22 protein-coding genes are annotated in these 22,679 nt (G+C 72.3%); 11 read left to right on the top strand and 11 right to left on the bottom strand.

The features are described from left to right. Window positions 1-40: 40 nt before the first annotated feature. Window positions 41-1,201 carry an adenylate/guanylate cyclase domain-containing protein gene (locus ACIPXM_RS03825; RefSeq protein ID WP_401651586.1) on the bottom strand — a complete coding sequence of 387 codons (1,161 nt, stop codon included), beginning with the start codon at window positions 1,199-1,201 and terminating at the stop codon, window positions 41-43. A gap of 312 nt (window positions 1,202-1,513) precedes the next feature. After that, complete coding sequence (locus ACIPXM_RS03820; RefSeq protein ID WP_401651584.1) at window positions 1,514-2,365, bottom strand: biotin--[acetyl-CoA-carboxylase] ligase; 852 nt, start codon at window positions 2,363-2,365, stop codon at window positions 1,514-1,516. 134 nt (window positions 2,366-2,499) lie between these two features. Between ACIPXM_RS03820 and ACIPXM_RS03815 the strand changes: the two genes are divergently transcribed. The 4 genes from ACIPXM_RS03815 to ACIPXM_RS03800 all read left to right on the top strand — a co-directional run bounded on the left by ACIPXM_RS03815 (window position 2,500) and on the right by ACIPXM_RS03800 (window position 5,291). Next, window positions 2,500-4,104: an acyl-CoA carboxylase subunit beta gene (locus ACIPXM_RS03815; RefSeq protein ID WP_401651583.1), complete on the top strand. Its 1,605-nt coding sequence runs from the start codon at window positions 2,500-2,502 to the stop codon at window positions 4,102-4,104. A 28-nt stretch (window positions 4,105-4,132) separates the two neighbouring features. Continuing rightward, complete coding sequence (locus tag ACIPXM_RS03810) at window positions 4,133-4,369, top strand: acyl-CoA carboxylase subunit epsilon (protein WP_401651581.1); 237 nt, start codon at window positions 4,133-4,135, stop codon at window positions 4,367-4,369. A gap of 122 nt (window positions 4,370-4,491) precedes the next feature. Then, a complete protein-coding gene (mmpB, locus tag ACIPXM_RS03805) occupies window positions 4,492-4,620 on the top strand; it encodes a morphogenic membrane protein MmpB (RefSeq protein WP_401651579.1) in 129 nt (42 codons plus the stop codon). A 65-nt stretch (window positions 4,621-4,685) separates the two neighbouring features. Beyond that, window positions 4,686-5,291, top strand: coding sequence for a nucleoside triphosphate pyrophosphatase (locus ACIPXM_RS03800; protein ID WP_401651577.1), 606 nt, complete (start codon window positions 4,686-4,688; stop codon window positions 5,289-5,291). Window positions 5,292-5,306: 15 nt separating this feature from the next. Here ACIPXM_RS03800 and ACIPXM_RS03795 read toward each other — a convergent pair whose 3' ends face one another. Further along, complete coding sequence (locus ACIPXM_RS03795) at window positions 5,307-5,759, bottom strand: hypothetical protein (RefSeq protein WP_401651575.1); 453 nt, start codon at window positions 5,757-5,759, stop codon at window positions 5,307-5,309. A gap of 428 nt (window positions 5,760-6,187) precedes the next feature. Between ACIPXM_RS03795 and ACIPXM_RS03790 the strand changes: the two genes are divergently transcribed. Together ACIPXM_RS03790 and ACIPXM_RS03785 are read left to right on the top strand one after the other, a co-directional pair. After that, the gene (locus tag ACIPXM_RS03790) at window positions 6,188-7,942 is read left to right on the top strand and encodes an acetyl/propionyl/methylcrotonyl-CoA carboxylase subunit alpha (RefSeq protein ID WP_401651573.1); all 1,755 of its coding nucleotides are present in this window, start codon (window positions 6,188-6,190) and stop codon (window positions 7,940-7,942) included. 93 nt (window positions 7,943-8,035) lie between these two features. Continuing rightward, window positions 8,036-8,713: a TetR/AcrR family transcriptional regulator gene (locus tag ACIPXM_RS03785; protein ID WP_401651571.1), complete on the top strand. Its 678-nt coding sequence runs from the start codon at window positions 8,036-8,038 to the stop codon at window positions 8,711-8,713. Here ACIPXM_RS03785 and ACIPXM_RS03780 read toward each other — a convergent pair. Then, window positions 8,710-9,636, bottom strand: a complete 927-nt coding sequence (locus ACIPXM_RS03780) for a DeoR/GlpR family DNA-binding transcription regulator (RefSeq protein ID WP_401652483.1) — start codon at window positions 9,634-9,636, stop codon at window positions 8,710-8,712. The genes ACIPXM_RS03785 and ACIPXM_RS03780 overlap by 4 nt on opposite strands. A gap of 237 nt (window positions 9,637-9,873) precedes the next feature. After that, window positions 9,874-11,313: an NAD(P)H-quinone dehydrogenase gene (locus ACIPXM_RS03775; RefSeq protein ID WP_401651569.1), complete on the bottom strand. Its 1,440-nt coding sequence runs from the start codon at window positions 11,311-11,313 to the stop codon at window positions 9,874-9,876. A gap of 272 nt (window positions 11,314-11,585) precedes the next feature. Here ACIPXM_RS03775 and ACIPXM_RS03770 point away from each other — a divergent pair, with 272 nt between their 5' ends. The 3 genes from ACIPXM_RS03770 to ACIPXM_RS03760 all read left to right on the top strand — a co-directional run bounded on the left by ACIPXM_RS03770 (window position 11,586) and on the right by ACIPXM_RS03760 (window position 15,134). Next, window positions 11,586-12,023: a gamma-glutamylcyclotransferase gene (locus tag ACIPXM_RS03770; protein ID WP_401651567.1), complete on the top strand. Its 438-nt coding sequence runs from the start codon at window positions 11,586-11,588 to the stop codon at window positions 12,021-12,023. Between the two features lie 286 nt (window positions 12,024-12,309). Continuing rightward, entirely contained in the window at window positions 12,310-13,113 is an 804-nt protein-coding gene (locus ACIPXM_RS03765) for a purine-nucleoside phosphorylase (protein ID WP_401651565.1), read from the top strand. A 365-nt stretch (window positions 13,114-13,478) separates the two neighbouring features. Beyond that, window positions 13,479-15,134 carry a phospho-sugar mutase gene (locus ACIPXM_RS03760; protein WP_401651563.1) on the top strand — a complete coding sequence of 552 codons (1,656 nt, stop codon included), beginning with the start codon at window positions 13,479-13,481 and terminating at the stop codon, window positions 15,132-15,134. Between the two features lie 117 nt (window positions 15,135-15,251). Here the strand turns inward: ACIPXM_RS03760 and ACIPXM_RS03755 are convergent, their stop codons facing one another. After that, window positions 15,252-15,521 (bottom strand): DUF397 domain-containing protein, encoded by a 270-nt coding sequence (locus ACIPXM_RS03755; protein ID WP_401651561.1) that lies wholly within the window; start codon window positions 15,519-15,521, stop codon window positions 15,252-15,254. Continuing rightward, the gene (locus ACIPXM_RS03750) at window positions 15,511-15,972 is read right to left on the bottom strand and encodes a DUF5753 domain-containing protein (protein WP_401651559.1); all 462 of its coding nucleotides are present in this window, start codon (window positions 15,970-15,972) and stop codon (window positions 15,511-15,513) included. Before ACIPXM_RS03750 ends, ACIPXM_RS03755 begins: the two co-directional genes overlap by 11 nt. 59 nt (window positions 15,973-16,031) lie before the next feature. Here ACIPXM_RS03750 and fxlM point away from each other — a divergent pair, with 59 nt between their 5' ends. Both fxlM and ACIPXM_RS03740 read left to right on the top strand, forming a co-directional pair. Then, the gene (fxlM, locus tag ACIPXM_RS03745) at window positions 16,032-17,213 is read left to right on the top strand and encodes a methyltransferase, FxLD system (RefSeq protein ID WP_401651557.1); all 1,182 of its coding nucleotides are present in this window, start codon (window positions 16,032-16,034) and stop codon (window positions 17,211-17,213) included. 96 nt (window positions 17,214-17,309) lie between these two features. Continuing rightward, the gene (locus ACIPXM_RS03740) at window positions 17,310-18,494 is read left to right on the top strand and encodes a hypothetical protein (RefSeq protein WP_401651555.1); all 1,185 of its coding nucleotides are present in this window, start codon (window positions 17,310-17,312) and stop codon (window positions 18,492-18,494) included. A gap of 69 nt (window positions 18,495-18,563) precedes the next feature. Here the strand turns inward: ACIPXM_RS03740 and ACIPXM_RS03735 are convergent, their stop codons facing one another. From ACIPXM_RS03735 to ACIPXM_RS03720, 4 genes are all read right to left on the bottom strand, one after another. After that, window positions 18,564-19,406: a phosphate ABC transporter ATP-binding protein gene (locus ACIPXM_RS03735; protein ID WP_401651553.1), complete on the bottom strand. Its 843-nt coding sequence runs from the start codon at window positions 19,404-19,406 to the stop codon at window positions 18,564-18,566. Between the two features lie 18 nt (window positions 19,407-19,424). Next, window positions 19,425-20,294, bottom strand: coding sequence for a sortase (locus ACIPXM_RS03730; RefSeq protein WP_401651552.1), 870 nt, complete (start codon window positions 20,292-20,294; stop codon window positions 19,425-19,427). Beyond that, window positions 20,291-21,481 carry a hypothetical protein gene (locus ACIPXM_RS03725; RefSeq protein WP_401651550.1) on the bottom strand — a complete coding sequence of 397 codons (1,191 nt, stop codon included), beginning with the start codon at window positions 21,479-21,481 and terminating at the stop codon, window positions 20,291-20,293. Before ACIPXM_RS03725 ends, ACIPXM_RS03730 begins: the two co-directional genes overlap by 4 nt. 178 nt (window positions 21,482-21,659) lie before the next feature. Further along, window positions 21,660-22,631, bottom strand: a complete 972-nt coding sequence (locus ACIPXM_RS03720) for a substrate-binding domain-containing protein (RefSeq protein WP_401651548.1) — start codon at window positions 22,629-22,631, stop codon at window positions 21,660-21,662. Window positions 22,632-22,679: the final 48 nt, after the last annotated feature.

Here is a 22,679-nt window from a genome sequence, read left to right as displayed (position 1 = left end):
TCCCGGTTAACGACTGTTCACCGGGATCCTAGGACACCCCCTAGGTCGGGCGGCGGCCCAGCAGCCAGGGCTCCACGACCCCGAGTCCACGCACCGGGCGCTGCCACATCGGCTGGAGCGCGAAGCGGTACGCGGGGGGCTGTTCGCCCTCCTTCTCGGCGCGGGCGGCCTCCTCGGCGGCCTGCGTCTCGGAGACGGGTGCCTCACCGGTCCTCGTCAGCTCCTCCGCGAAGGCGCTGTCGACCAGGACCGCGTCCTTCGGGGCTATCGAGGTGAGCCTGCTGGCCAGGTTCACGGTGGTGCCGAAGACATCGCCCATCCGGGTCGTCACCGTGCCGAACGCGATGCCCACGCGCAGCGCGGGCATGGTCTCGTCGTGGCCGAGGGTCTCGATCAGGCGAAGGCCGATCTCGGCCGCCGTGCCCGCGTCGTCCGCCGCGTACAGGACCTCGTCGCCGAGGGTCTTGATGAGCCGCCCGCCGTGCGCGGCCACGAGGTCGGCGCAGGTCGTCTCGAACGCCTCCACCAGCTCGCCGAGCTCCTCCTCCTCAAGGCGGCGGGTGAGCCGGGTGAAGCCGACCAGGTCGGCGAAGCCGACGGCGAGCCGCCGGTCCACCATCTCCTCGTCGTCGGCCGCCTGCACGACGCGGCCGGTGGCGGCGGCGAGCTGGCGCCGCCACACGTAGATCAGGAACTCCTCCAGCTCGGGCAGGAGCAGCTCGACCAGGGGGTACGTGACCTCGGTGCGGGTCATGCCGGGCTCGGGGGGCTCGGTCAGGCCCTCCAGGAAGGAGTCGATCTGCCATTCCGCGAGCCGCGCGGTGGTCTGTCCGGTGGACCGGGCGACCTGCACCGCCATCGGCTCGCTCAGCAGCCCCGCCTCGACCAGACCGGCCAGCCGCCGCAGCGCGAGCACGTCGGCCTCGGTGAGCGCCTTGGCCTGGCCGATGTCGGCGAAGCCCATCGCGCGCCAGAAGCGGGAGGCGAGCTCCATGGAGACACCGGCGGTGCGGGCGGCCTGGAAGGGCGTGTAGCGGCGGTCCGCGCCGAGGATCAGCTGTTCGAGCCGGATCGCCAGCGGGTCGTCGGTCGGCTCGGCCGTGTGGTCGACGACATGGTGCGGGGTCGGATAGGCCGAGGGTGGGTCGGCTGGTTCAGCTGGTTCGGCCGCGCCGCCGTTGTTCGCGTCGTCGACGGTCACCGGCCGCCTCCTGCCCGTTCCCTGCCCACTGTCCTGCCGATCTGTCGCGTGGATCGCGGTCCACGATACGGCAGGTGTGTGCTGGCTCACGCCGGAACCCGTCCCCGGACGCCCGCGACGGCCGGGTGAACGGGTGAAGCCCCACTCCCCGGGGCGGCCGGACGGAGGCCGAGCGGACCTCCGCCCACCCGCTTCCCCACCCACCTTCACCCTCCCCGTCCGGCGGGGCGGGGGCCCACCCCCGCGGAGACCCCGGCCCCCGCACCCACGACGGACGGCCCCAGGCCCCGCCAGGCCCCGTACCCGAGGCCCCTACCCCGCCGCCCGCACATGCACGATGTCCCCCGCCGCCACCGCCTCCGTGCCGCCGCCCTCCGTCTCCACCACCAGACGCCCGTCCCCGTCCACCGCCACCGCCTCGCCCTCCAGCACCCGCTCGCCGGGCAGCTCGGCCCGCACCCGGCGCCCCAGCGTGGCGCAGGCGGCGGTGTACGCGGCCTGGAGGCCGGAGCGCTCGGGGTCGCCGTCGGCGCGGGCCCAGTCGCCGTACCACTGTTCGAGTGAACGCAGTACGGCGACGAGCAGCGCGTCACGGTCGGTCGCGGCGGCTCCGGCGAGCAGCAGGGAGCCCGCGGCCGGGACCGGGAGTTCCGCCGGGCGGAGGGTGACGTTGATGCCGAGGCCGATGACGACGCCGTCGGCGCCGGCCCGCTCGGCGAGGATGCCGCCGGTCTTCCGTTCTTCGCCGTCGACGCGTACAAGGAGGTCGTTGGGCCACTTGAGGGAGAGGTCGGCTCCCGCGGCCTCGCCGAGGCCGCGCGCGGCGGCCACCCCGGTGAGCAGCGGCAGCCAGCCCCAGCGGTGCACCGGCACGTCCGGCTTGAGCAGTACGGAGACGAAGACGCCGGAGCGGGCGGGCGCGCTCCAGGTGCGGTCGAGGCGGCCGCGGCCGGAGGTCTGTTCCTCGGCGACGAGGACCGCGCCCTCGGGGAGTTCGTCGGCGCGGGCGGCGAGATCGGAGTTGGTGGAGCCGGTGGAGTCGACCACGTCGAGGGAGGTCCACAGGCCGTCGGGGCGGACGAGCGCGCTGCGCAGTGCGGGAGCGTCGAGCGGGGGGCGGTCGAGGTCGGACCGGTGTCCCGCTGAGCCTTGGGAGGACGTCATGCAAGCCAGCGTAGGTGTGGCAAACGCCGCACTGCCGAACGGTATCGACGCCGATACGCTACGGGTCAGTAGCTCAGCAGTAGCCCATTCGTAGTCAACGAACCCCCCGTGACCAGGCAGGGAGCCGCATCCCGATGTCCGAGCCGGCAGAGCACGACGAGATCGACATTCACACGACCGCGGGCAAGATCGCGGATCTGATGCGCCGGACCGGCGAGGCCACCCACGCCGGTTCCGAGCGGGCGGTCGAGAAGCAGCACGCGAAGGGCAAGCTCACCGCGCGCGAGCGGATCGCACTGCTGCTCGACGAAGGCTCGTTCGTGGAGCTGGACGAGCTGGCCCGGCACCGCTCCACCAACTTCGGTCTTGAGCAGAACCGTCCGTACGGCGACGGCGTCGTGACCGGTTACGGCACCGTGGACGGCCGCCCGGTCGCGGTCTTCTCGCAGGACTTCACCGTGTTCGGCGGCGCGCTCGGCGAGGTCTACGGCCAGAAGATCATCAAGGTGATGGACTTCGCCCTGAAGACCGGCTGCCCGGTCGTCGGCATCAACGACTCCGGCGGCGCCCGCATCCAGGAGGGCGTGTCCGCGCTCGGCATGTACGGCGAGATCTTCCGCCGCAACACCCACGCCTCCGGCGTGATCCCGCAGATCTCCCTGGTCGTCGGGCCGTGCGCGGGCGGCGCGGTGTACTCCCCCGCGATCACCGACTTCACGGTGATGGTCGACCAGACCTCGCACATGTTCATCACCGGCCCGGACGTCATCAAGACGGTCACCGGTGAGGACGTGGGCTTCGAGGAGCTGGGCGGCGCCCGCACCCACAACACCACCTCGGGCGTCGCGCACCACATGGCGGGCGACGAGAAGGACGCGATCGAGTACGTCAAGTCCCTGCTGTCCTACCTGCCTTCGAACAACCTCTCCGAGCCGCCCGCGTTCCCGGAGACCGCCGAGACCGAGGCGAGCGACGAGGACCGCGAGCTCGACACGCTGATCCCGGACTCCGCGAACCAGCCGTACGACATGCACACGGTGATCGAGCACGTCCTCGACGACGGTGAATTCCTGGAGACCCAGGCGCTGTTCGCGCCGAACATCCTCACCGGCTTCGGCCGCGTCGAGGGCCTCCCGGTCGGCGTGGTCGCCAACCAGCCGATGCAGTTCGCCGGTTGCCTCGACATCAACGCCTCCGAGAAGGCCGCGCGCTTCGTGCGCACCTGCGACGCCTTCAACATCCCGGTGCTGACCTTCGTCGACGTGCCGGGCTTCCTGCCGGGCGTGGACCAGGAGTACGGCGGCATCATCCGGCGCGGCGCGAAGCTGATCTACGCGTACGCCGAGGCGACCGTCCCGCTGATCACCGTCATCACCCGCAAGGCGTTCGGCGGCGCATACGACGTGATGGGCTCCAAGCACCTGGGCGCCGACCTCAACCTGGCCTGGCCGACCGCGCAGATCGCGGTGATGGGCGCGCAGGGCGCGGTGAACATCCTGCACCGGCGCACCCTCGCCGAGGCCGAGGCGAACGGCGAGGACGTCGAGGCGGTGCGCACCCGGCTGATCCAGGAGTACGAGGACACCCTGCTCAACCCGTACATCGCGGCCGAGCGCGGCTACATCGACGGGGTGATCCTGCCGTCCGACACCCGCCCGCAGATCGTGAAGGGGCTGCGTCAGCTGCGCACCAAGCGGGAATCCCTGCCCCCGAAGAAGCACGGCAACATCCCACTCTAGGCCCGGGAGGACCGACGAGGTGACCGAGATGACCAAGACGACGGCCATGACCGAGACGATCAGGGTCGTACGAGGCAACCCGACCCCGGAGGAGCTGGCCGCCGCACTGGCGGTGGTCCAGGCCCGGGCCGCGGCCACGGCGGCGGCCGCGTCCGGCGGCGGCCCGGGGGCTCCCGAGGGCTGGTCCGACCCCGCCAGGATCGCCCGCGGGGTACGGCCCCGGCCGGGCCCGCACTCCTGGGCGCGCACCTACTGGCCTGCCTAGACCCCTGACCCCTCCACCACTTGTCCGGACAAGTGGGCGGCGAGAGGACTAGTCCTTTCACACCGGGCGCTTGAGTACCCGTACTCAGGCGCCCGCGCCGGGCCTGCCGCAGCATCGAGAACATGCTGTGGTCCGACCCCGAGAACGAACCCCCGAAGGAAATGCGCGACATGCAGGCGATGCTGCGGCGCGCCGGTTTCCTGCTCGCGCTGGCGATGGTGGTGGCGATGTTCGCGGTCGGCTGGCGGTGAACCGCGGACGCCGACCGGGCCCCGGAGCCGCAGCGGGCGCCCGGGCCACGGCCTAAGCTGCCCCCATGACTGCTGATCGCCGCCGTGTCGTGCTCGCCTCCGCCTCCCCCGCCCGGCTCGGACTGCTCAAGCAGGCCGGTCTCGCGCCGGAGGTGATCGTGAGCGGTGTCGACGAGGACAAGACGCACGCGCCGACCCCCGCCGAGCTGGCGCTCGCCCTCGCCGAGGCGAAGGCCGCGCACGTGGCCGCCCGCCCGGAGGCGTCCGGCGCCCTCGTCATCGGCTGCGACTCGGTCCTCGAACTGGACGGCCAGGCGCTCGGCAAGCCCGCCGACGCCGCCGAGGCCACCGCCCGCTGGCACGCGATGCGCGGCCGGGTCGGCATCCTGCAGACCGGCCACTGCGTCTTCGACACCACCACCAAGCGCTACGAGTCGGCCACCGCCTCCACCGTGGTGCGCTTCGGGCAGCCCACGGACGAGGAGATCGCCGCGTACGTCGCCAGCGGCGAACCGCTGCACGTGGCGGGCGCGTTCACGCTCGACGGGCGCTCGGCGCCGTTCATCGAGGGCATCGACGGCGACCCGGGCAATGTCATCGGGCTGTCGCTGCCGCTGCTGCGCACGCTGCTCGCGAAGCTGGACGTGCGGATCACCGACCTCTGGGCCTGACCGGCCCGAGCGGCGTCACGCGGAGGCCACGGCCTCCGGCGGCTCCGGCCGCGCCTGCGCCGCACCGTCGCCGCCGCGCTGCTCCCCGTACGCCACCAGCGTGAGCACGATCAGGCCGACCACGACCATCATGAACGCGAAGGCCCCCCAGCCGAGCAGACCCACCGTCACCGCGCCGAGCACGCCGTGCACCACCGCGCAGCCGACGAGCAGGATCCGGCCGGGGCGCGCCGGGCGGCGGTCGCGGATCGCCGCGATCAGGGGCACCAGGGCGCACAGCACGAGCAGCGCGCCGGAGCCGATGCCGAGCGCCCAGGTGCCGGCGTACATCGCGTCCGGGTCCATGCCGTCCAGGGACATCGACTGGGCCTTCACGAAGCGGGCCATGACCGCGTTGATCGCCACGATGCCGGGCGCTTCGAGCAGGAGCACCGCCGCCGTCACGAGTGCTATCGGTCTGCGGGCCACCTCGGCCACCCCCTGAGACGTCTGTTACCTACGGTACGAACATCAGGGCGAAGGCTACTGGCCGGTAAACCTGCGGACAAGAGGCGGACAAGAGGCGGACAAGAGAGAGACAAGGGCTCGCGCGAGGAACGAAAACCTCCGTGACCGGGTGGCGTACGGACGACGGACAGGCAAAGAATCCTTGAGCCATTCGTAGGTTCTCGACAAAGAATCCCGTTTGGCGACTGGCTCCACGAACAGAGACCTGCGCCACACCTCGGAGCTACTGTGCCGTAAAGGAACCCTGCGTACCTTGGTGCGACAAGGGATTTCACGGCCCGAGCGAGCCTCGATCCATACTCCATGTGGGCTGGCTCACCATGGGGGGACGGGTCGAAGGGCCGTGTCGGCAGTCCCTAAACTCAGCTTGTTTCAAGGAGGGAGCCATCGTGCGCAAGGTGCTCATCGCCAACCGTGGCGAAATCGCTGTTCGTGTCGCCCGTGCCTGCCGGGATGCCGGGATCGCCAGCGTAGCCGTCTACGCCGATCCGGACCGGGACGCCCTGCACGTCCGCGCGGCCGACGAGGCGTTCGCTCTGGGCGGTGACACCCCGGCCACCAGTTACCTGGACATGGCCAAGGTGCTGCAGGCGGCCGCGGACTCGGGCGCCGACGCGGTGCACCCGGGCTACGGCTTCCTCTCCGAGAACGCCGAGTTCGCCCAGGCCGTCCTCGACGCCGGGCTGATCTGGATCGGCCCGCCGCCGCAGGCCATCCGCGACCTCGGTGACAAGGTGGCCGCCCGGCACATCGCGCAGCGCGCCGGTGCCCCGCTGGTGGCCGGCACGCCCGACCCGGTGTCCGGTGCCGACGAGGTCGTCGCCTTCGCCGAGGAGCACGGCCTGCCGATCGCCATCAAGGCGGCCTTCGGCGGTGGCGGCCGCGGCCTCAAGGTCGCCCGCACCCTCGAAGAGGTGCCGGAGCTGTACGACTCCGCCGTCCGCGAGGCCGTCGCCGCCTTCGGCCGCGGCGAGTGCTTCGTCGAGCGCTACCTGGACAAGCCGCGGCACGTCGAGACCCAGTGCCTCGCCGACTCGCACGGCAACGTGGTGGTCGTCTCCACCCGTGACTGCTCGCTCCAGCGCCGCCACCAGAAGCTGGTCGAGGAGGCGCCCGCGCCGTTCCTGACCGAGGCGCAGAACGCGGAGCTGTACGCCGCGTCGAAGGCGATCCTCAAGGAGGCCGGTTATGTCGGCGCCGGAACCGTCGAGTTCCTGGTCGGCGTCGACGGCACCATCTCCTTCCTGGAGGTCAACACCCGGCTCCAGGTCGAGCACCCGGTCACCGAAGAGGTCACCGGCATCGACCTGGTCCGTGAGATGTTCCGGATCGCCGACGGCGAGGAACTCGGCTACGGCGACCCGGAGATCCGCGGCCACTCCTTCGAGTTCCGCATCAACGGCGAGGACCCGGGCCGCAACTTCCTCCCGGCCCCCGGCACCGTCACCCTCTTCGCGCCGCCCACCGGCCCCGGCGTCCGCCTGGACGCGGGCGTCGAGTCCGGCTCGGTCATCGGCCCGGCCTGGGACTCGCTGCTCGCGAAGCTGATCGTCACCGGCGCCACCCGTGAGCAGGCGCTGCAGCGCGCCGCCCGCGCGCTCGGCGAGTTCAAGGTGGAGGGCATGGCCACCGCCATCCCGTTCCACCAGGCCGTGGTGGTCGACCCGGCGTTCACCAGCGACCCGTTCCGCATCCACACCCGGTGGATCGAGACCGAGTTCGTCAACGAGATCAAGCCGTTCGCCCCGGCGGGCGCCGACGCGGACGAGGACGAGTCCGGCCGCGAGACGATCGTCGTCGAGGTCGGCGGCAAGCGTCTTGAGGTCTCGCTGCCGTCCTCGCTCGGCATGTCGCTCGCCCGCACCGGCCTCGCCGCCGGTGCCAAGCCGAAGCGCCGCGCCGCGAAGAAGTCCGGCCCGACCGCCTCCGGCGACACCCTCGCCTCCCCGATGCAGGGCACCATCGTGAAGGTGGCCGTCGAGGAGGGCCAGGAGGTCAAGGAGGGCGACCTGATCGTCGTCCTGGAGGCCATGAAGATGGAGCAGCCGCTGAACGCGCACCGCTCCGGCACCGTCAAGGGCCTGAGCGCCGAGGTCGGCGCCTCGATCACCTCGGGTGCGGCGATCTGCGAGATCAAGGACTGACCTCCGCAGCCGCTACCGTACGAAGGGCCCCGGGCGTCAGCCGCCCGCGGGCCCTTCGCCGTACCGCCGCCACTCTCCCCGGGAGGACCGCCCATGCGTGCCGACGCGCGCCGCAACCGTGAGCGGCTGCTGGCCGAGGCCCGTGCCGCCTTCGCCGCGCACGGCACGGACGCGTCCCTTGAGGACATCGCGCGGCGGGCCGGGGTCGGCATCGGCACCCTCTACCGGCACTTCCCGACCCGGGAGGCGCTGCTCGGCGCGATCGTCAGGGACGGCATCGCCGCGCTGCTCGACCGCTCGGCGGAGCTCGCGGGGGCGCGCGACCCGGGCGCCGCGCTGGTCGACTGGCTGCGCACCCTGATCGCCCACGCGGGCGAGTACCGGGGGCTCTCGATCGCCCTCATGTCGACGTCGTACGACCGGAGTTCGGCGCTCGCCGAGTGCGGCGAGCCACTGCGGGCGGCCGGGACGCGACTGCTCGACCGGGCGCGGGAGTCGGGCGCGGTGCGCGCCGACGTGGCGATCGGCGATCTGATGAAGCTCACCCACGCCATCGCGCTGGCCGCCGAACGCGCCCCGGAGGACGAGGAGTTGGCGGCCCGGTTGCTGGATCTGACGGTACGGGGCCTGGGCCCGCGCCCCGAGGAGTCGAGGCAGGGCGAGCTGCGGCAGGGCCCGGTCACCGGGCCCGCCACCGGGTCCACCACCGGACCGGCCACCGCCGGACCGGCCACCGCCGGGCCGGCCACCGCCGCGGACAGCGACGCCTAACGGCGGCGCATGTCCGCCACCCGGGCCGTGCGCTCGGGCGCCAGCACATCGGCACCGAGCGGACCGCCCGGGCCGCCCCGGAACTGACCGCCGCCCGGCATCCGGCCGCGCTGCCCGGGCAGCGGCAGGTCACGGCGCGGGCGGCCGCCCGGGGGGTGGTGCTCGCCGCCGTGCGCCCCGGTGCCGGCCACCGCGATCTGCACGCCCTGGTCGGCCAGGGCCTGGAGCTCGGTGAGGGCCCGCTCGTCGTGCGACGGGGGCTCGTCGGTGACCAGCCGGGTGATCACGTCGGTCGGCACCGTCTGGAACATGGTGTCGGTGCCCAGCTTGGTGTGGTCGGCGAGGACCACCACCTCCGCCGCCGCCTGCACCAACGCCCGGTCCACGCTCGCGGAGAGCATGTTGGACGTGGACAGACCGCGCTCGGCGGTCAGCCCGCTGCCGGACAGGAAGGCCCGGGAGACCCGCAGCCCCTGGAGCGACTGCTCGGCCCCGCTGCCCACCAGGGCGTAGTTGGAGCCGCGCAGGGTGCCGCCGGTCATGACGACCTCGACCCGGTTGGCGTGCGCGAGGGCCTGGGCGACGAGCAGCGAGTTGGTGACCACGGTGAGCCCGGGTACCCGGGCGAGCCGACGGGCCAGCTCCTGGGTGGTGGTGCCCGCGCCGACGACGATGGCCTCGCCCTCGTCGACGAGGCTCGCGGCGACGTCGGCGATGGCGGTCTTCTCGGCGGTCGCGAGATGGGATTTCTGCGGGAAACCGGACTCGCGGGTGAAACCGCCCGGCAGCACCGCACCGCCGTGGCGGCGGTCGAGGAGTCCTTCTGCCTCAAGCGCCCGCACGTCTCGCCGTACGGTCACTTCTGAGGTCTGGACGACGCGGGCGAGCTCGCGGAGCGACACGGCTCCATTGGCGCGCACCATTTCGAGGATCAACTGGCGACGTTCTGCAGCGAACACGAAACTGACAGTAACGTGACCCGCCGATGCTTTTCAGCACTATGGGCCGAATTGCAGAAGATGCACACAGGCGGGGTCCCCAAGTGATATGGGAGACCCCGCCGTTGACCGCCGAGATGCCATGGCTATGCCCCGGCTTGCCGGGGGTTGTCCGAGTCGGCGAACCGTTCCCGCAGGCCGGGGCCTTGATCGGCCGGGTGGCTACGCCTCGCCCGCGGCCTTTCGGGTGTGCAACTGCCGTGCCACTTCCGCGATCGAGCCCGACAGGGAGGGGTACACGGTGAAAGCATTTGCGATCTGTTCGACGGTCAGATTGTTGTCGACCGCGATCGAGATCGGATGGATCAGCTCACTCGCGCGGGGCGCGACGACCACACCGCCGACCACGATGCCGGTGCCCGGACGGCAGAAGATCTTCACGAAGCCGTCCCGGATGCCCTGCATCTTGGCGCGCGGGTTGCGCAGCAGCGGCAGCTTCACCACCCGGGCGTCGATCTTGCCCGCGTCCACGTCGGCCTGGCTGTAGCCGACGGTGGCGATCTCGGGGTCGGTGAAGACGTTGGAGGAGACCGTCTTCAGGTTGAGCGGGGCCACCGCGTCGCCGAGGAAGTGGTACATCGCGATCCGGCCCTGCATCGCGGCCACCGAGGCCAGCGCGAAGACACCGGTGACGTCGCCCGCCGCGTACACGCCGGGGGCGGAGGTGCGGGAGACCTTGTCGGTCCAGATGTGGCCGGAGTCCTTGAGCCGTACCCCGGCCTCCTCAAGACCCATGCCCGCGGAGTTCGGGATGGCGCCGACGGCCATCAGGCAGTGGCTTCCGGTGATGACCCGGCCGTCCGACAGGGTGACCTCGACCCGGTCGCCGACCCGCTTGGCGGACTCGGCGCGGGAGCGGGCCATCACGTTCATGCCGCGGCGGCGGAACACGTCCTCCAGGACGGCGGCGGCGTCCGGGTCCTCGCCCGGCAGCACCCGGTCGCGCGAGGAGACCAGGGTGACCCGGGAACCGAGCGCCTGGTAGGCACCGGCGAACTCGGCGCCGGTGACACCGGAACCGACCACGATGAGCTCCTCGGGGAGCTCCTTCAGGTCGTAGACCTGGGTCCAGTTGAGGATCCGCTCGCCGTCCGGCTTGGCGTCCGGCAGCTCGCGCGGGTGACCGCCGGTGGCGATCAGGACGGCGTCGGCGGTCAGCGTCTCCTCGGTGCCGTCGGCGGCGGTGACGATCACCTGGCGGGAACCGTCCATGCCCTGCCGCCCGGAGAGCCGGCCGCGGCCGCGCAGCACCCGGGCGCCCGCCCGGGTGACGGAGGCGGTGATGTCGTGCGACTGGGCGAGCGCCAGGCGCTTCACCCGTCGGTTGACCTTGCCCAGGTCGACGCCGACCACCCGGGCGGCCTGCTCCAGGTGCGGGGTGTCGTCCGCGACGATGATGCCCAGCTCCTCGTACGAGGAGTCGAAGGTGGTCATCACCTCGGCGGTGGCGATCAGGGTCTTGGAGGGAACGCAGTCGGTCAGGACGGACGCGCCGCCGAGGCCGTCGCAGTCGACGACGGTCACCTCCGCGCCGAGTTGGGCGCCCACCAGGGCCGCCTCGTATCCGCCGGGTCCGCCGCCGATGATCACGATCCGGGTCACTGGGATCTACGCCTCGCGCTCTCGTTCTGCCGGGGGGTCCCCCGCTGGGCTGCAGTGCGTACGCCATTGTCCCGCACGCTTCAAGTGCGTACCCCATTGTCCCGTACCCGCCCGCGCGGCACGCGCCGGGGTCGTTTCCCGGCCACCCGCCCCACCCGGCCCCCGCCCCGCTCCCCGCCCGCTCCCCGACCACTCCCTCCCCGCCCCCTCCCCGTCCCGGCCGCACCCCGCCGCTCGTCGACAACCCCCCGCGCTCCCGTACCCTCGACCCCATGTCGCTCTACGCCGCCTACGCCGGCAACCTCGACGCGCGGCTGATGACGCGCCGCGCTCCGCACTCGCCGCTGCGCGGCACCGGCTGGCTGAACGGCTGGCGGCTGACCTTCGGCGGGGAGCAGATGGGCTGGGAGGGCGCGCTCGCCACCATCGTGGAGGCGCCGCGCTCGCAGGTCTTCGTCGCCCTGTACGACATCGCGCCGATGGACGAGGAGTCGATGGACCGCTGGGAGGGTGTCGGCCTCGACATCTACCGGCGGATGCGGGTGCGGGTGCACACCCTGGACGGCGAGGAGCCGACCTGGCTGTACGTCCTGAACGCGTACGAGGGCGGGCTGCCGTCCGCCCGCTACCTGGGCGAGGTCGCGGACGCGGCGGAGTCGGCGGGCGCCCCGCACGACTATGTGATGGAACTGCGCAAGCGCCCCTGCTGAGGCCGCCGGGCCTTGGGCCGGGTCTTCGGGCCGGGCCTCGGGGCTCGCGGCGGGTCTCGGGGCTCGGGTCTCGGGTCTCGGGTCTCGGGTCTCGGGTCTCGGGGCGCCGAGTGTTCGTCCGGCCGCCCTTCCGCCGTCGCTTCGTCGGAAACGACAAGACAACGATCGCAGGTCCGTGCGGGCCGTCATCTACGCGCGTAGGGATTCTCGGGCTAGGCTGCTTCGCGTATCAGATCCGTCCGGGGCGACCCCTCCTCGGACCCCCCTCCCCGAGGCGAGAGAGTCAGTGAACGCTACTGCCACCCCGTACGAGGCCGCCGAGGCCGCCGCCGCGCGCCTGCGCGAGCTGACCGGCGTCGAGAACCACGACGTCGCCCTGGTGATGGGCTCCGGCTGGGCCCCCGCCGCGGACGCGCTCGGCGCCCCGGAGGCCGAGTTCCCGGTCACCGAGCTGCCCGGCTTCCCGCCGCCGGCCGTCGAGGGTCACGGCGGCAAGGTCCGCTCGTACAAGATCGGCGACAAGCGCGCCCTGGTCTTCCTCGGCCGCACCCACTACTACGAGGGCCGTGGCGTCGCCGCCGTCGCCCACGGAGTGCGCACCGCCGTGGCCGCGGGCTGCAAGACCATCGTCCTGACCAACGGCTGCGGCGGTCTGCGCGAGGGCATGCGCCCCGGCCAGCCGGTGCTGATCAGCGACCACCTCAACCTGACGGCGGCCTCGCCCATCGTCGGCGCGAACTTCGTGGACCTCACCGACCTGTACTCGCCGCGGCTGCGCGCGCTGTGCAAGGAGGTCGACGAGACCCTGGAGGAGGGCGTCTACGTCCAGTTCCCCGGCCCGCACTACGAGACCCCGGCCGAGATCAACATGGTCCGCGTGATGGGCGGCGACCTGGTCGGCATGTCCACCGTCCTGGAGGCCATCGCGGCCCGCGAGGCGGGCGCCGAGGTGCTTGGCATCTCCCTGGTCACCAACCTGGCGGCGGGCCTCTCGGGCGAGCCGCTGAACCACGAGGAGGTCCTCCAGGCGGGCCGCGACTCGGCCGCCCGGATGGGCGAGCTCCTGACCCGGGTGCTCGACCGGATCTGATCCCGCCGGATCGGATCCCGGATCTTGGATCCAGGGTCTTGGACCTTGGATCCCGTATCCAGGATCTCGGATCCCGTATCCACGACCCCGGATCTCGGATCCCGCATCCACGACCCCGGATCTCGGATCTCGGATCTCGGATCTCGGATCTCGGATCCACGGTCCTGGATCCACGGTCCTGGATCTTGGATCTTGGATCTTGGATCTTGGATCCGGTACCTCGGATCTCGGATCCCCTATCCCGTATCCGATCCCGGGTCTGATCCCGTCGGATGTGTTTCCGCCGGATCTGCTTCCTCCGGGGGCGGGGCGGGGAAGAAGAACCCCCGCCCCTCCTCCACCGCACCACCCCCGAAAGGCACACCGTGACGACGCAGGACGACCTCCTCGCCCGGGCCCAGGCGTGGCTCGCCGAGGACCCCGACCCGGAGACCCGCGAGGAGCTGGCCGCGCTGATCGAGGGCGGTGAGTCCGAGCAGCTCGCCGACCGGTTCGCCGGGATGCTGCAGTTCGGCACCGCCGGGCTGCGCGGCGAGCTGGGCGCCGGGCCGATGCGGATGAACCGCGCCGTGGTGATCCGCGCCGCGGCCGGTCTCGCCGCGTACCTGAAGGCCAAGGGCCAGACCGGCGGCCTGGTGGTGGTCGGTTACGACGCCCGCTACAAGTCGGCCGACTTCGCCCTGGACACCGCGGCCGTGATGATCGGCGCCGGGCTGCGCGCCGCGCTGCTGCCGCGTCCGCTGCCGACGCCCGTCCTGGCGTACGCGATAAGGCATCTGGGCGCCGTCGCCGGTGTCGAGGTGACCGCGAGCCACAACCCGCCGCGGGACAACGGCTACAAGGTCTACCTGGGCGACGGCTCGCAGATCGTGCCGCCGGCCGACGCGGAGATCGCCGCCGAGATCGACGCGGTACGGGCGCTCGCCGACGTGCCGCGCGCGAGCGAGGGCTGGGAGGTGCTCGGGGACGAGGTCCTGGACGCCTACCTGGCGCGTACCGACGCCGTCCTGACCCCGGGCTCCCCGCGGACCGTGCGGACCGTCTACACGGCCATGCACGGCGTCGGCAAGGACGTCCTGACGGCGGCCTTCGCCCGGCACGGCTTCCCGCCGCCGGCGCTGGTCGCCGAGCAGGCCGAGCCGGACCCGGCGTTCCCGACCGTGGCGTTCCCGAACCCGGAGGAGCCGGGCGCCATGGACCTCGCGTTCGAGGCGGCCCGCGCGGTCGACCCCGACATCGTGATCGCCAACGACCCGGACGCCGACCGCTGCGCGGTGGCGGTGCCGGACGCGTCGGCCGAGGGCGGCTGGCGGATGCTGCGCGGCGACGAGGTGGGCGCGCTGCTCGCGGCGCACCTGGTGCACAAGGGCGCGCGGGGCGTGTTCGCGGAGTCGATCGTGTCGTCGTCGCTGCTCGGCCGGATCGCGGAGGCGGCGGGCGTCGGTTACGAGGAGACGCTGACCGGCTTCAAGTGGATCGCCCGGGTGGACGGTCTGCGGTACGGGTACGAGGAGGCGCTGGGCTACTGCGTCGACCCGGAGGGCGTCCGCGACAAGGACGGCATCACGGCTGCGCTGCTCGTGGCCGAGCTGGCCTCGGAGCTGAAGGAGCGGGACAGGACGCTGACCGACCTGCTCGACGACCTGGCGGTCGAGCACGGTCTGCACGCCACGGACCAGCTGTCGGTGCGGGTGGAGGACCTGTCGATCATCGCGAACGCGATGGCGGCGCTGCGCGAGCGGCCGCCGGTCAAGCTGGCGGGGCTCACCGTGGTGACGGCGGAGGACCTGACCAAGGGCACCGCCTCGCTGCCGCCGACCGACGGGCTGCGCTACCACCTGGACGGTGACTTCAAGGCCCGGGTGATCGTCCGCCCGTCCGGCACCGAGCCCAAGATCAAGTGCTACCTGGAGGTCGTGGTCCCGGTCGCCGACGCGAGCGAGCTGTCGACGGCCCGCGCGAAGGGCGCCGAGGTGCTCGCCGCGATCAAGCAGGACCTCTCGGAGGCGGCCGGCCTCTGAGCCCCACCGCGCCTCGCGTGCGGCGAAGACCGACCGAAGCCCCGCTCCGTGCGCCGGACCCCGTCCTCGGCGCACGGAGCGGGGCTTCGCCGTACGACCCGGGAAGCGACCGCCCGCTCAGGCGCCCGGCACCAGGCCGGGCTGGTCGGCCTTCACGCCGTCGACGTACGCGGCGTACTCGCCGTCGGTCAGCGGGATGACATGATCGGTCAGGATGGAGTGGCGCAGCGCGTAGCCGAGGCCGGGGATCCGGGCCACCTCCAGGCAGTCGCCCGAGCCGCCGCCGCCGGAGAACGACGATTTGGTCCACTGGACACCCGACATGTCGTACGCCTTGATGGCGCGCAGAATGCTCAGTTTGTCGGTACGGGCATCCTCATGAGTCACGGGACAGCTCTTTCCTGATCGTTCTGATCATTTCCAATGAGTCTTCCGGCGTCCGCGCGATGACCCTCAACGACTCGACGAAGTCTCGGACCTCACGCACGTCCTTCGGACTCTTCTTGAACGACATCCCCGTCACGGCGTCGAACGCCGCGACGGGGGTCTCCTTCGCTCCACCGAACTCGATCAGGTGGAAGAAGTAGGCCAAGGTGGCCCCCGCCTCGAAGTCCACGACGCGGAAGCTGACCTGGTGGTGGGCCGAGTCGTGGAGCAGGCTGTCGAGCTGCCTGCTCATGACCTCCACCCCGCCGACCTTCTGACGGAGCGCCGCCTCGCCGATGATCGCCTGGATCATCGGCGGATTCTCCTTGCTCAGGATCCTCCTGCGGTTCACACGCAGCTCAACGCTGACCGGCTCCGACGGTGCACTCCTCGTACGACACGCCCTCAGCACGGCCCGGCCGGTCGAGACCGGGTGGGCGGCGTGTCTCCTCCTGAACTGAAAGGAACCCTGTGACCGACACTCCCACCCTCGACGAGCGCAGGAACCGGCTCGTCGACCAGATCACGTCCGGGCGGACGCTGCCGAGGACCGTCGAGCGGGCCATGCGCACCGTGCCGCGGGACCGGTTCCTGCCCGGTCTCGACCCGTCCAGGGCGTACACCGACGAGGCGGTGACCATCAAGGACAACCCCGATGGCCCCCAGCCGCTGTCGCTCGCGTCCGTGCCGTCCATCGTGGCGATGATGCTCGGCCAGCTCGATGCCCAGCCCGGCGACCGGATCCTGGAGGTGGGCGCGGGTACGGGTTACAACGCCGCGCTCCTCGCGGAGATCGTCGGCCCCGATGGTGCTGTCACCACCGTGGACATCGACACGGACGTGGCGCTGCATGCCCGGACCATGCTCGACAGGGCCGGGTACGACCGCGTCACCGTGATGCAGCGGGACGGGCTGCTGGGCGCGCCCGGGAACGCCCCGTACGACCGGCTGATCGCGACCGTCGGGCTGTGGGACATCCCCCGGGCCTGGTGGGGACAGCTCGCGGACGGAGGGCGGCTCGTCCTTCCGCTCCGCTGGCGTGGGCAGACCAGGTCGGTGTCGCTGATCCGGCGTGGCGACACCCTGGTCTCCGAGGGCATGGAGCTGTGCGGGTTCGTGCCGATCATCGGTCAGGACGGAGAGCGGACCGTCGAACTCTTCGACGGGAGGATCCGACTGCACCATGACGTGGACCAGGAGGTACGCGGTGATCGGCTCCGTGACGTGTTCTCCGGGCCGGTTGTCGAGACGTGGGCGGAGGCCCGCGTCGGCGGGCAGGAGCCGTTCGACGGCGTCTGGTTGCGTGCCACGATGAAGGACGACACGGTGTGCCGTCTGGAAGCCACGTCCGAGGCTCTCGCTTCGGGCGTACGACGACCGGCCATTCCGGTCCGGACGCCCGCTGTCGTGGTCGACGATTCGCTCGCCTACATGATCCTCCTGCGGGAGGACATGGATCCGGCACGGCCGTGGCGTCTGGGCGCGGCCGGATACGGGCCCGCCGGTGCCGCGTTGGCTCGCAGGATGGTGGCCCACATCGACGCCTGGGGCGCGGACCGGACGGCCGTGCCCGCCATGACGATCTACGCGACCGCTGCCCCGGCGGGCGGACACCCGATCTCCAAGAAGGAGAGCGTCATCGTCCTGGCGTGACCTGTCACCCTGACGGTGGACCCGAACAGGTGAACTCGGTACGGCGGCTGACGTCAGGTCCGTCCCCGGTCCCCGTGGCCGGGTCAGGGTGACCCGGTGTCCCCCGTGCCGTCCCAGCTGATCCGCCGCCCCGCCGCCGTACCTCCGGCACCGGCCCCCGCGCGGCTCTTTCGCGTTCCGTCGGCGCTGCGGCACGCGGGGCCCGCGTTGGCCGGGTATCTGGTCGTGCGGCTGTTCGGGCTGCTGGTGCTCGCGCACTGGGCGCATCTCAAGGGGCACGGGGTGTGGCCCGCGCTCGCCACGGACTGGGACTCCAACTGGTATCTGGGGATCGCCGATCACGGCTACACCCACGAGCACCGGGACCGGCTCTCCGACCCGCCCCGCAGTCTGGCGTTCTTCCCGCTCTATCCGGTGCTGGTGAAGGCGGTCGCGGCGGTCACCCCGGGCTCGCGGGCCTCGGTGGGTCTGGTGGTCGCCGTGGTGTGCTCGTTCGCCGCCGCCTGGGGGGTGTTCGCGGTCGGCGACCGGCTGCGCGGGCGGCGCGTCGGCACGGTGCTCGCGGTGCTGTGGGGGGCGACGCCGGTCGCCCTGGTGCAGTGGATGGGGTACACCGAGTCGCTGTTCACGGCGCTCGCCGCGTGGGCGCTGTACGCGGTGCTCGCCGGGCGCTGGGGGTGGGCGGCCGGGCTCGCGGTGGCGGCCGGGCTGACCCGGCCGACCGGGGTGGCGGTGGCGGCCGCGGTGTCGGTGGCGGGGCTGCTCGCGGCCCGGCGGCGGGGGCGTGCGCCGCTGCTCGCCGCGCTCGCGGCTCCGCTCGGCTGGCTCGGGTACGTCGGCTGGGTCGGCCTTGCCCTGGGCCGCTGGGACGGCTACTTCGCGGTCCAGCGGGTGTGGGGCAACGAGTGGGACGGCGGCGCGGTGACCCGGGAGCGGCTGCGCGCCTACCTCGCGTACGCGACCGATCCGCAGCTGTTCCTGGTGGTGGTGTCGGTGGTGCTCGTGGTGGCCGCCGGGCTGTTTCTGCTCTGTCTGGCGGACCGGCAGCCGCTGCCGCTGCTGGTGTTCGGCGGGGTGCTGCTCCTGGTGGTGCTGGGCAGCGGCGGGGTGTACTTCCCGCGCGCCCGGTTCCTGCTGCCGGGCTTCCCGCTGCTGCTGCCGGTGGCGGCGGCGGTGGCCCGGGCCAGGCTCCCGGTGGCGGCGGTGGTGCTGGGCGCGGCGGCGCTCAGTTCGGCCTGGCTGGGCGCGTACATGCTGCTCGTGTGGCGGGGCCCGCCGTAGCCACGTACCGGGCGGGCCCTCTCACGTACCGAACGCACCGGGCGTACCGGGCGTACCGGGCGAACGGGCTTAGCCGAAGCGGCCGTTGACGTAGTCGGCGGTCCTGGGGTCCTGCGGCGAGCCGAACACGGCCTCGGTGGGGCCGTGTTCGACGATGGCGCCGGGGGTGCCCTGCTCGGCCAGGAAGAAGGCGCAGCTGTCGGAGACGCGGGCGGCCTGCTGCATGTTGTGGGTGACGATCACGATGGTGATCTCCGACTTGAGTTCGGCGATGGTCTCCTCGACGCGCCGGGTGGAGGTCGGGTCGAGCGCCGAGCAGGGCTCGTCCATCAGGAGCACCCGGGGGCGGACGGCGAGCGAGCGGGCGATGCACAGGCGCTGCTGCTGGCCGCCGGACAGGGCGCCGCCGGGCTGCCGCAGCCGGTCCCTGACCTCCTTCCACAGGCCCGCCCTGGTCAGGCACTCCTCGACCAGGGCGTCCTTGGAGCCGCGGTCGCTCTTGACGCCGTTGAGCTTGAGTCCGGCGACGACGTTGTCGTAGATCGACATGGCGGGGAACGGGTTGGGCTTCTGGAACACCATGCCGATCTCGCGGCGGGCGTGGGTGATCCGGCGGCCCCGGTCGTAGATGTCGGCGCCGTCGAGCAGCACCCGGCCGGCGAGGGCGGCGGAGCCGGTCAGTTCGTGCATCCGGTTGAGGATGCGCAGGAAGGTCGACTTGCCGCAGCCCGAGGGGCCGATGAGCGCGGTGACCTCACGGGCGGGCATGGCGAGCGACACCCGGTCGAGGACCTTGTGGTCGCCGAACCAGGCGGAGACGGAGTCCGCCTCGAGCCCGGCGGCGCGGGACCCGGTCCCGGGGGGTCCGGCCGGGACGCCCGGCAGGATCACGGTGTCGGCGATGTCGGTCATGGCGGAACTCCAGGGTGTTCAGAGCAGGTTGGGGAGGAGCCGGGTCAGCTGCCCGGACAGGGCGATGCCGAGGGCGAGCAGCACCGGGACGGCGGTGAGCCAGGTCTGCCGGTGGCCCCAGCGGCGGTGCGCGGCGACGGCGAGCAGGGCGGCGGCGAGCAGTCCCTGGCCGGTCAGGAACACGCCGAGCCAGGCGTCGCCGTCACCGGCCAGCGGCTTCTCGGCGGCGGTGATCCAGCCGGGCCGCAGCGGGCGCGGCGGGGCCGGCTGGACGGTGCTGACCAGCTTGGCGTCGACCCGGACGAGGTCGTCGGGGGTGTAGGCGCCGCCGCTCGCGGTGAGCAGGGTGAGCCGGCCCTCCTGGGCTCCGGCCGGGGCCGGGTTGGGGTCGCCGGCCCGGCGGACCCCGGTGACCTGGTACTCGGCGTCGCCCTGTCCGGTGGTGACGGTGATCTTCGCGCCCTGCGGCAGCCGGTGGACGTCCTGGAACGGGCTGCCGTAGCCCCACTGGCGGCCCATCAGGACGCTGGTCCCGGCCTGGCCGGGCAGCGGGGTGTCGCGGCGGTGGCCGGGCCCGGACATCAGCACGCTGGACGTGGTGCCTTCGGAGACGACCTCGCGCATCCCGAGCGCGGGGATCTTGAGCAGGGCGACCGGGGTGCCGGGGGTGACCGGCTTGCCGTCGAAGGTGCGCTGGCCCACCGGGACGGTGCCGAGGGCGAGTTGTTCGCGCAGCTCGTCGTAGCCGGTGTTCTGGTCGCGGGCGTGCTGGAGGTGGCCGAGGACGGTCAGGTTCGCGGCGAAACCGATGAGGACGGCGGCGAGCACGCACAGGGCCGCCCCGGCGAGCGCGAGCCCGGGGCGGCGTGCGGTGGACACGGTGGTCACGAGGTGGCGCTCCCGCGGCGACGGACGTGGATCACGAGGGCGGCGCCGAGCAGCACCAGGGCGAGCGCGCCGAAGGCGGCGGCGCCGGCCTGGGCGCCGGTGGAGGCGAGGTTGCCGTTGCCGCCGGAGCCGCCGCCGGACGAGCCGCCGGTCCCGGTGGAGCCGTTCGAGCCGCTCTGGCCGTCGGTGGCGGCGCCGGTGTCGGACGGGTCCGGAGTGGGCGTGGCGGTGTCGGTGGGCGTCCCGGACGGGTCGTCGGTGGGCGTCTCCGACGGGTCGTCGGTGGGCGTCTCGGTCGGGGTGCCGGTGGCCGTCGGGGTGCCCGAGGGGCTGGTCGGGGTCGCCGAGGGGGTGGTGGGGCTGGGGCTCGGGGACTCGGCGGTCACGTACAGGGTGTAGATCCGCAGGGCGCTGGTGTACGCCTCGGCGTCGGTGGGCGTGTACGTGGCGACGATGGCGATGCCGTCGGGGGCCGCGGTGAGGGCGCCGAGGGTGGTCTCGGCCTTGCCGTCGGCGACGGGCACGGTCGCGATGTCGATCAGTTCGTCGTTGACGAACTTCTGGAAGGCGACGGTGCCTGCGGCGTCGGCGGGCGCGACGGAGGCGACGAGCTTGGCGGAGCTGCCGGCCCACGGGACGACCGGGTCGGAGGTGACCTGGAGGAGGGTGGCGCGCTGGCCGATGGAGGTCCAGTTGTCGCCGGAGACCTCGATCATGCGGGAGAAGAAGAAGTCGTCGTCGGCGGAGGTCGCGGTGCGGCAGGCGAGCCGCAGCTCGTAGCGGCCGTCGGCGGGGGCGTCGCCGACCAGTTCCTTGATGGCGGCCTGGAGCGAGCGCTCGCCGGTCAGGCTACGGGTGAACGGGCCGCCGCTCAGCGGCTGTCCGGCCGGGATGTCGGCGAGCCGGCTCTTGGTGTCGCGGAACTCGGTGTCCATGACGAACATGCGGGCCTGGACGTACGGCTTGGCCGGGTCGGCCGGGGCCGGGCAGCCCGCGTCGGTGGTGACCGAGGCGGCGAAGGGCGTGTCGGTGATCTTCCCCGAGGTCGCCTGCAGGGTGAACGAGCCCTGCCGGGTGAGCGCCTGGGCGGGCGCCGCGAGGGAGAGGAAGACGGCGAGCGTCCCGCAGAGGAGGGCGAGGCCGGTGAGCAGGGCGATCGGTGATCTCAGTGGTGCCGGGCGGTTCATGGTCGGTCTCCTCCGGAGGGACGGGACGGTCACGGCCTGGGCCGTGCGACGGCTACGGCCGTGCGGTGGCTTCGGCCGTGCGGCGCCGGACAGGCGCTACGCGCGGTGGCCGGGCACCTGGTGGGTGCCCGGCCGGCGTGCGGCTATGGGATGCCGGGGTGGTGCGGGGGAGCTACGGTCAGCGCTCGCCCTTGAGGGTGGTGGCGCCGCAGGCGGTGCCGAGCGTGCCGAAGCCGTAGTTGGTGATGACGGTGGTCTGGGCGCAGACCTTCGAGGAGGAGCCCACGAAGGACTGGGAGATCGAGGTGTTGGTGAGCTTCGCCGACGGGACGACGTTGTAGACGTCACGGGTGAAGGGGAAGGCGGTGTTCAGCGACTTGTCGGCGTTGCGCGGGGCGATCGAGTTGACCGAGCCGAGCACGGCCGCGCCGCGGCGGTCGGTGACGACGCCCTTCTCCTGCGCGGTGTACTGCGCGACCGAGAAGGGGACGATGTCGCCGGCGCCGACGAGGACGGTGCCGTCGTTCTCCTGGACACCCTGGGTGACACAGGCGCCCGGCGCGGAGACGCCGATGGAGCTGAGGAAGAACTGGCGGGTGCCGGAGTTGGCCTGCGGCAGGACCGGGGTGAGCGTCACACCGTTGAGCGAGGTGGTGGTGCACTCGTAGATCGCCTTGAGCTGCGCCGTGGTCAGGTCCGAGGGCAGCGCGCTGTCGGAACGCTTGGCGAAGGTCACCGCGTCCTTGGCGAAGGGGATCCAGGTGAGGTCCTGGGTGGAGGAGTCGACCGGGCCACGCGAGGAACGCGCGAAGTCGAGGCAGCCCGAGTTGGTGTCAACGGCGTTGCGCAGGGCGTCGATACCGGCCGAGGAGCCGTTCGGACGGGTGATGGTGCAGCCGTTGAGCTTGGTCTTGATGGACGCGGAGCCCGTGGCGTTCCAGGAGGCGATGATCTTCTGGCCGATGGCGTTCTTGACGACGTCACCGAGGCCGTTCACGACGTCCTGGGTCGTGTCGGAGCCGACACCCGCGAGGGTGCGGTACTCGGTGACCGGGTTGGGGTCGGCCTGGGCGGGGGCGGCGAGGACGCCGACACCGAGGGCGGCGACGGAGAGGACGGCACCGATGCGGGCACGGGACTTGACGTTCACTTCTGATCTCCTCCGAATAACGGATGACAGAGCACACGGAATGGACGC

The organism is Streptomyces sp. NPDC090025, from assembly GCF_044748125.1.
Classification (GTDB): Bacteria; Actinomycetota; Actinomycetes; order Streptomycetales; family Streptomycetaceae; genus Streptomyces.
The sequence above is the reverse complement of the archived record's forward strand: the minus strand, read 5'-3'. Positions and strand labels throughout refer to the sequence as shown.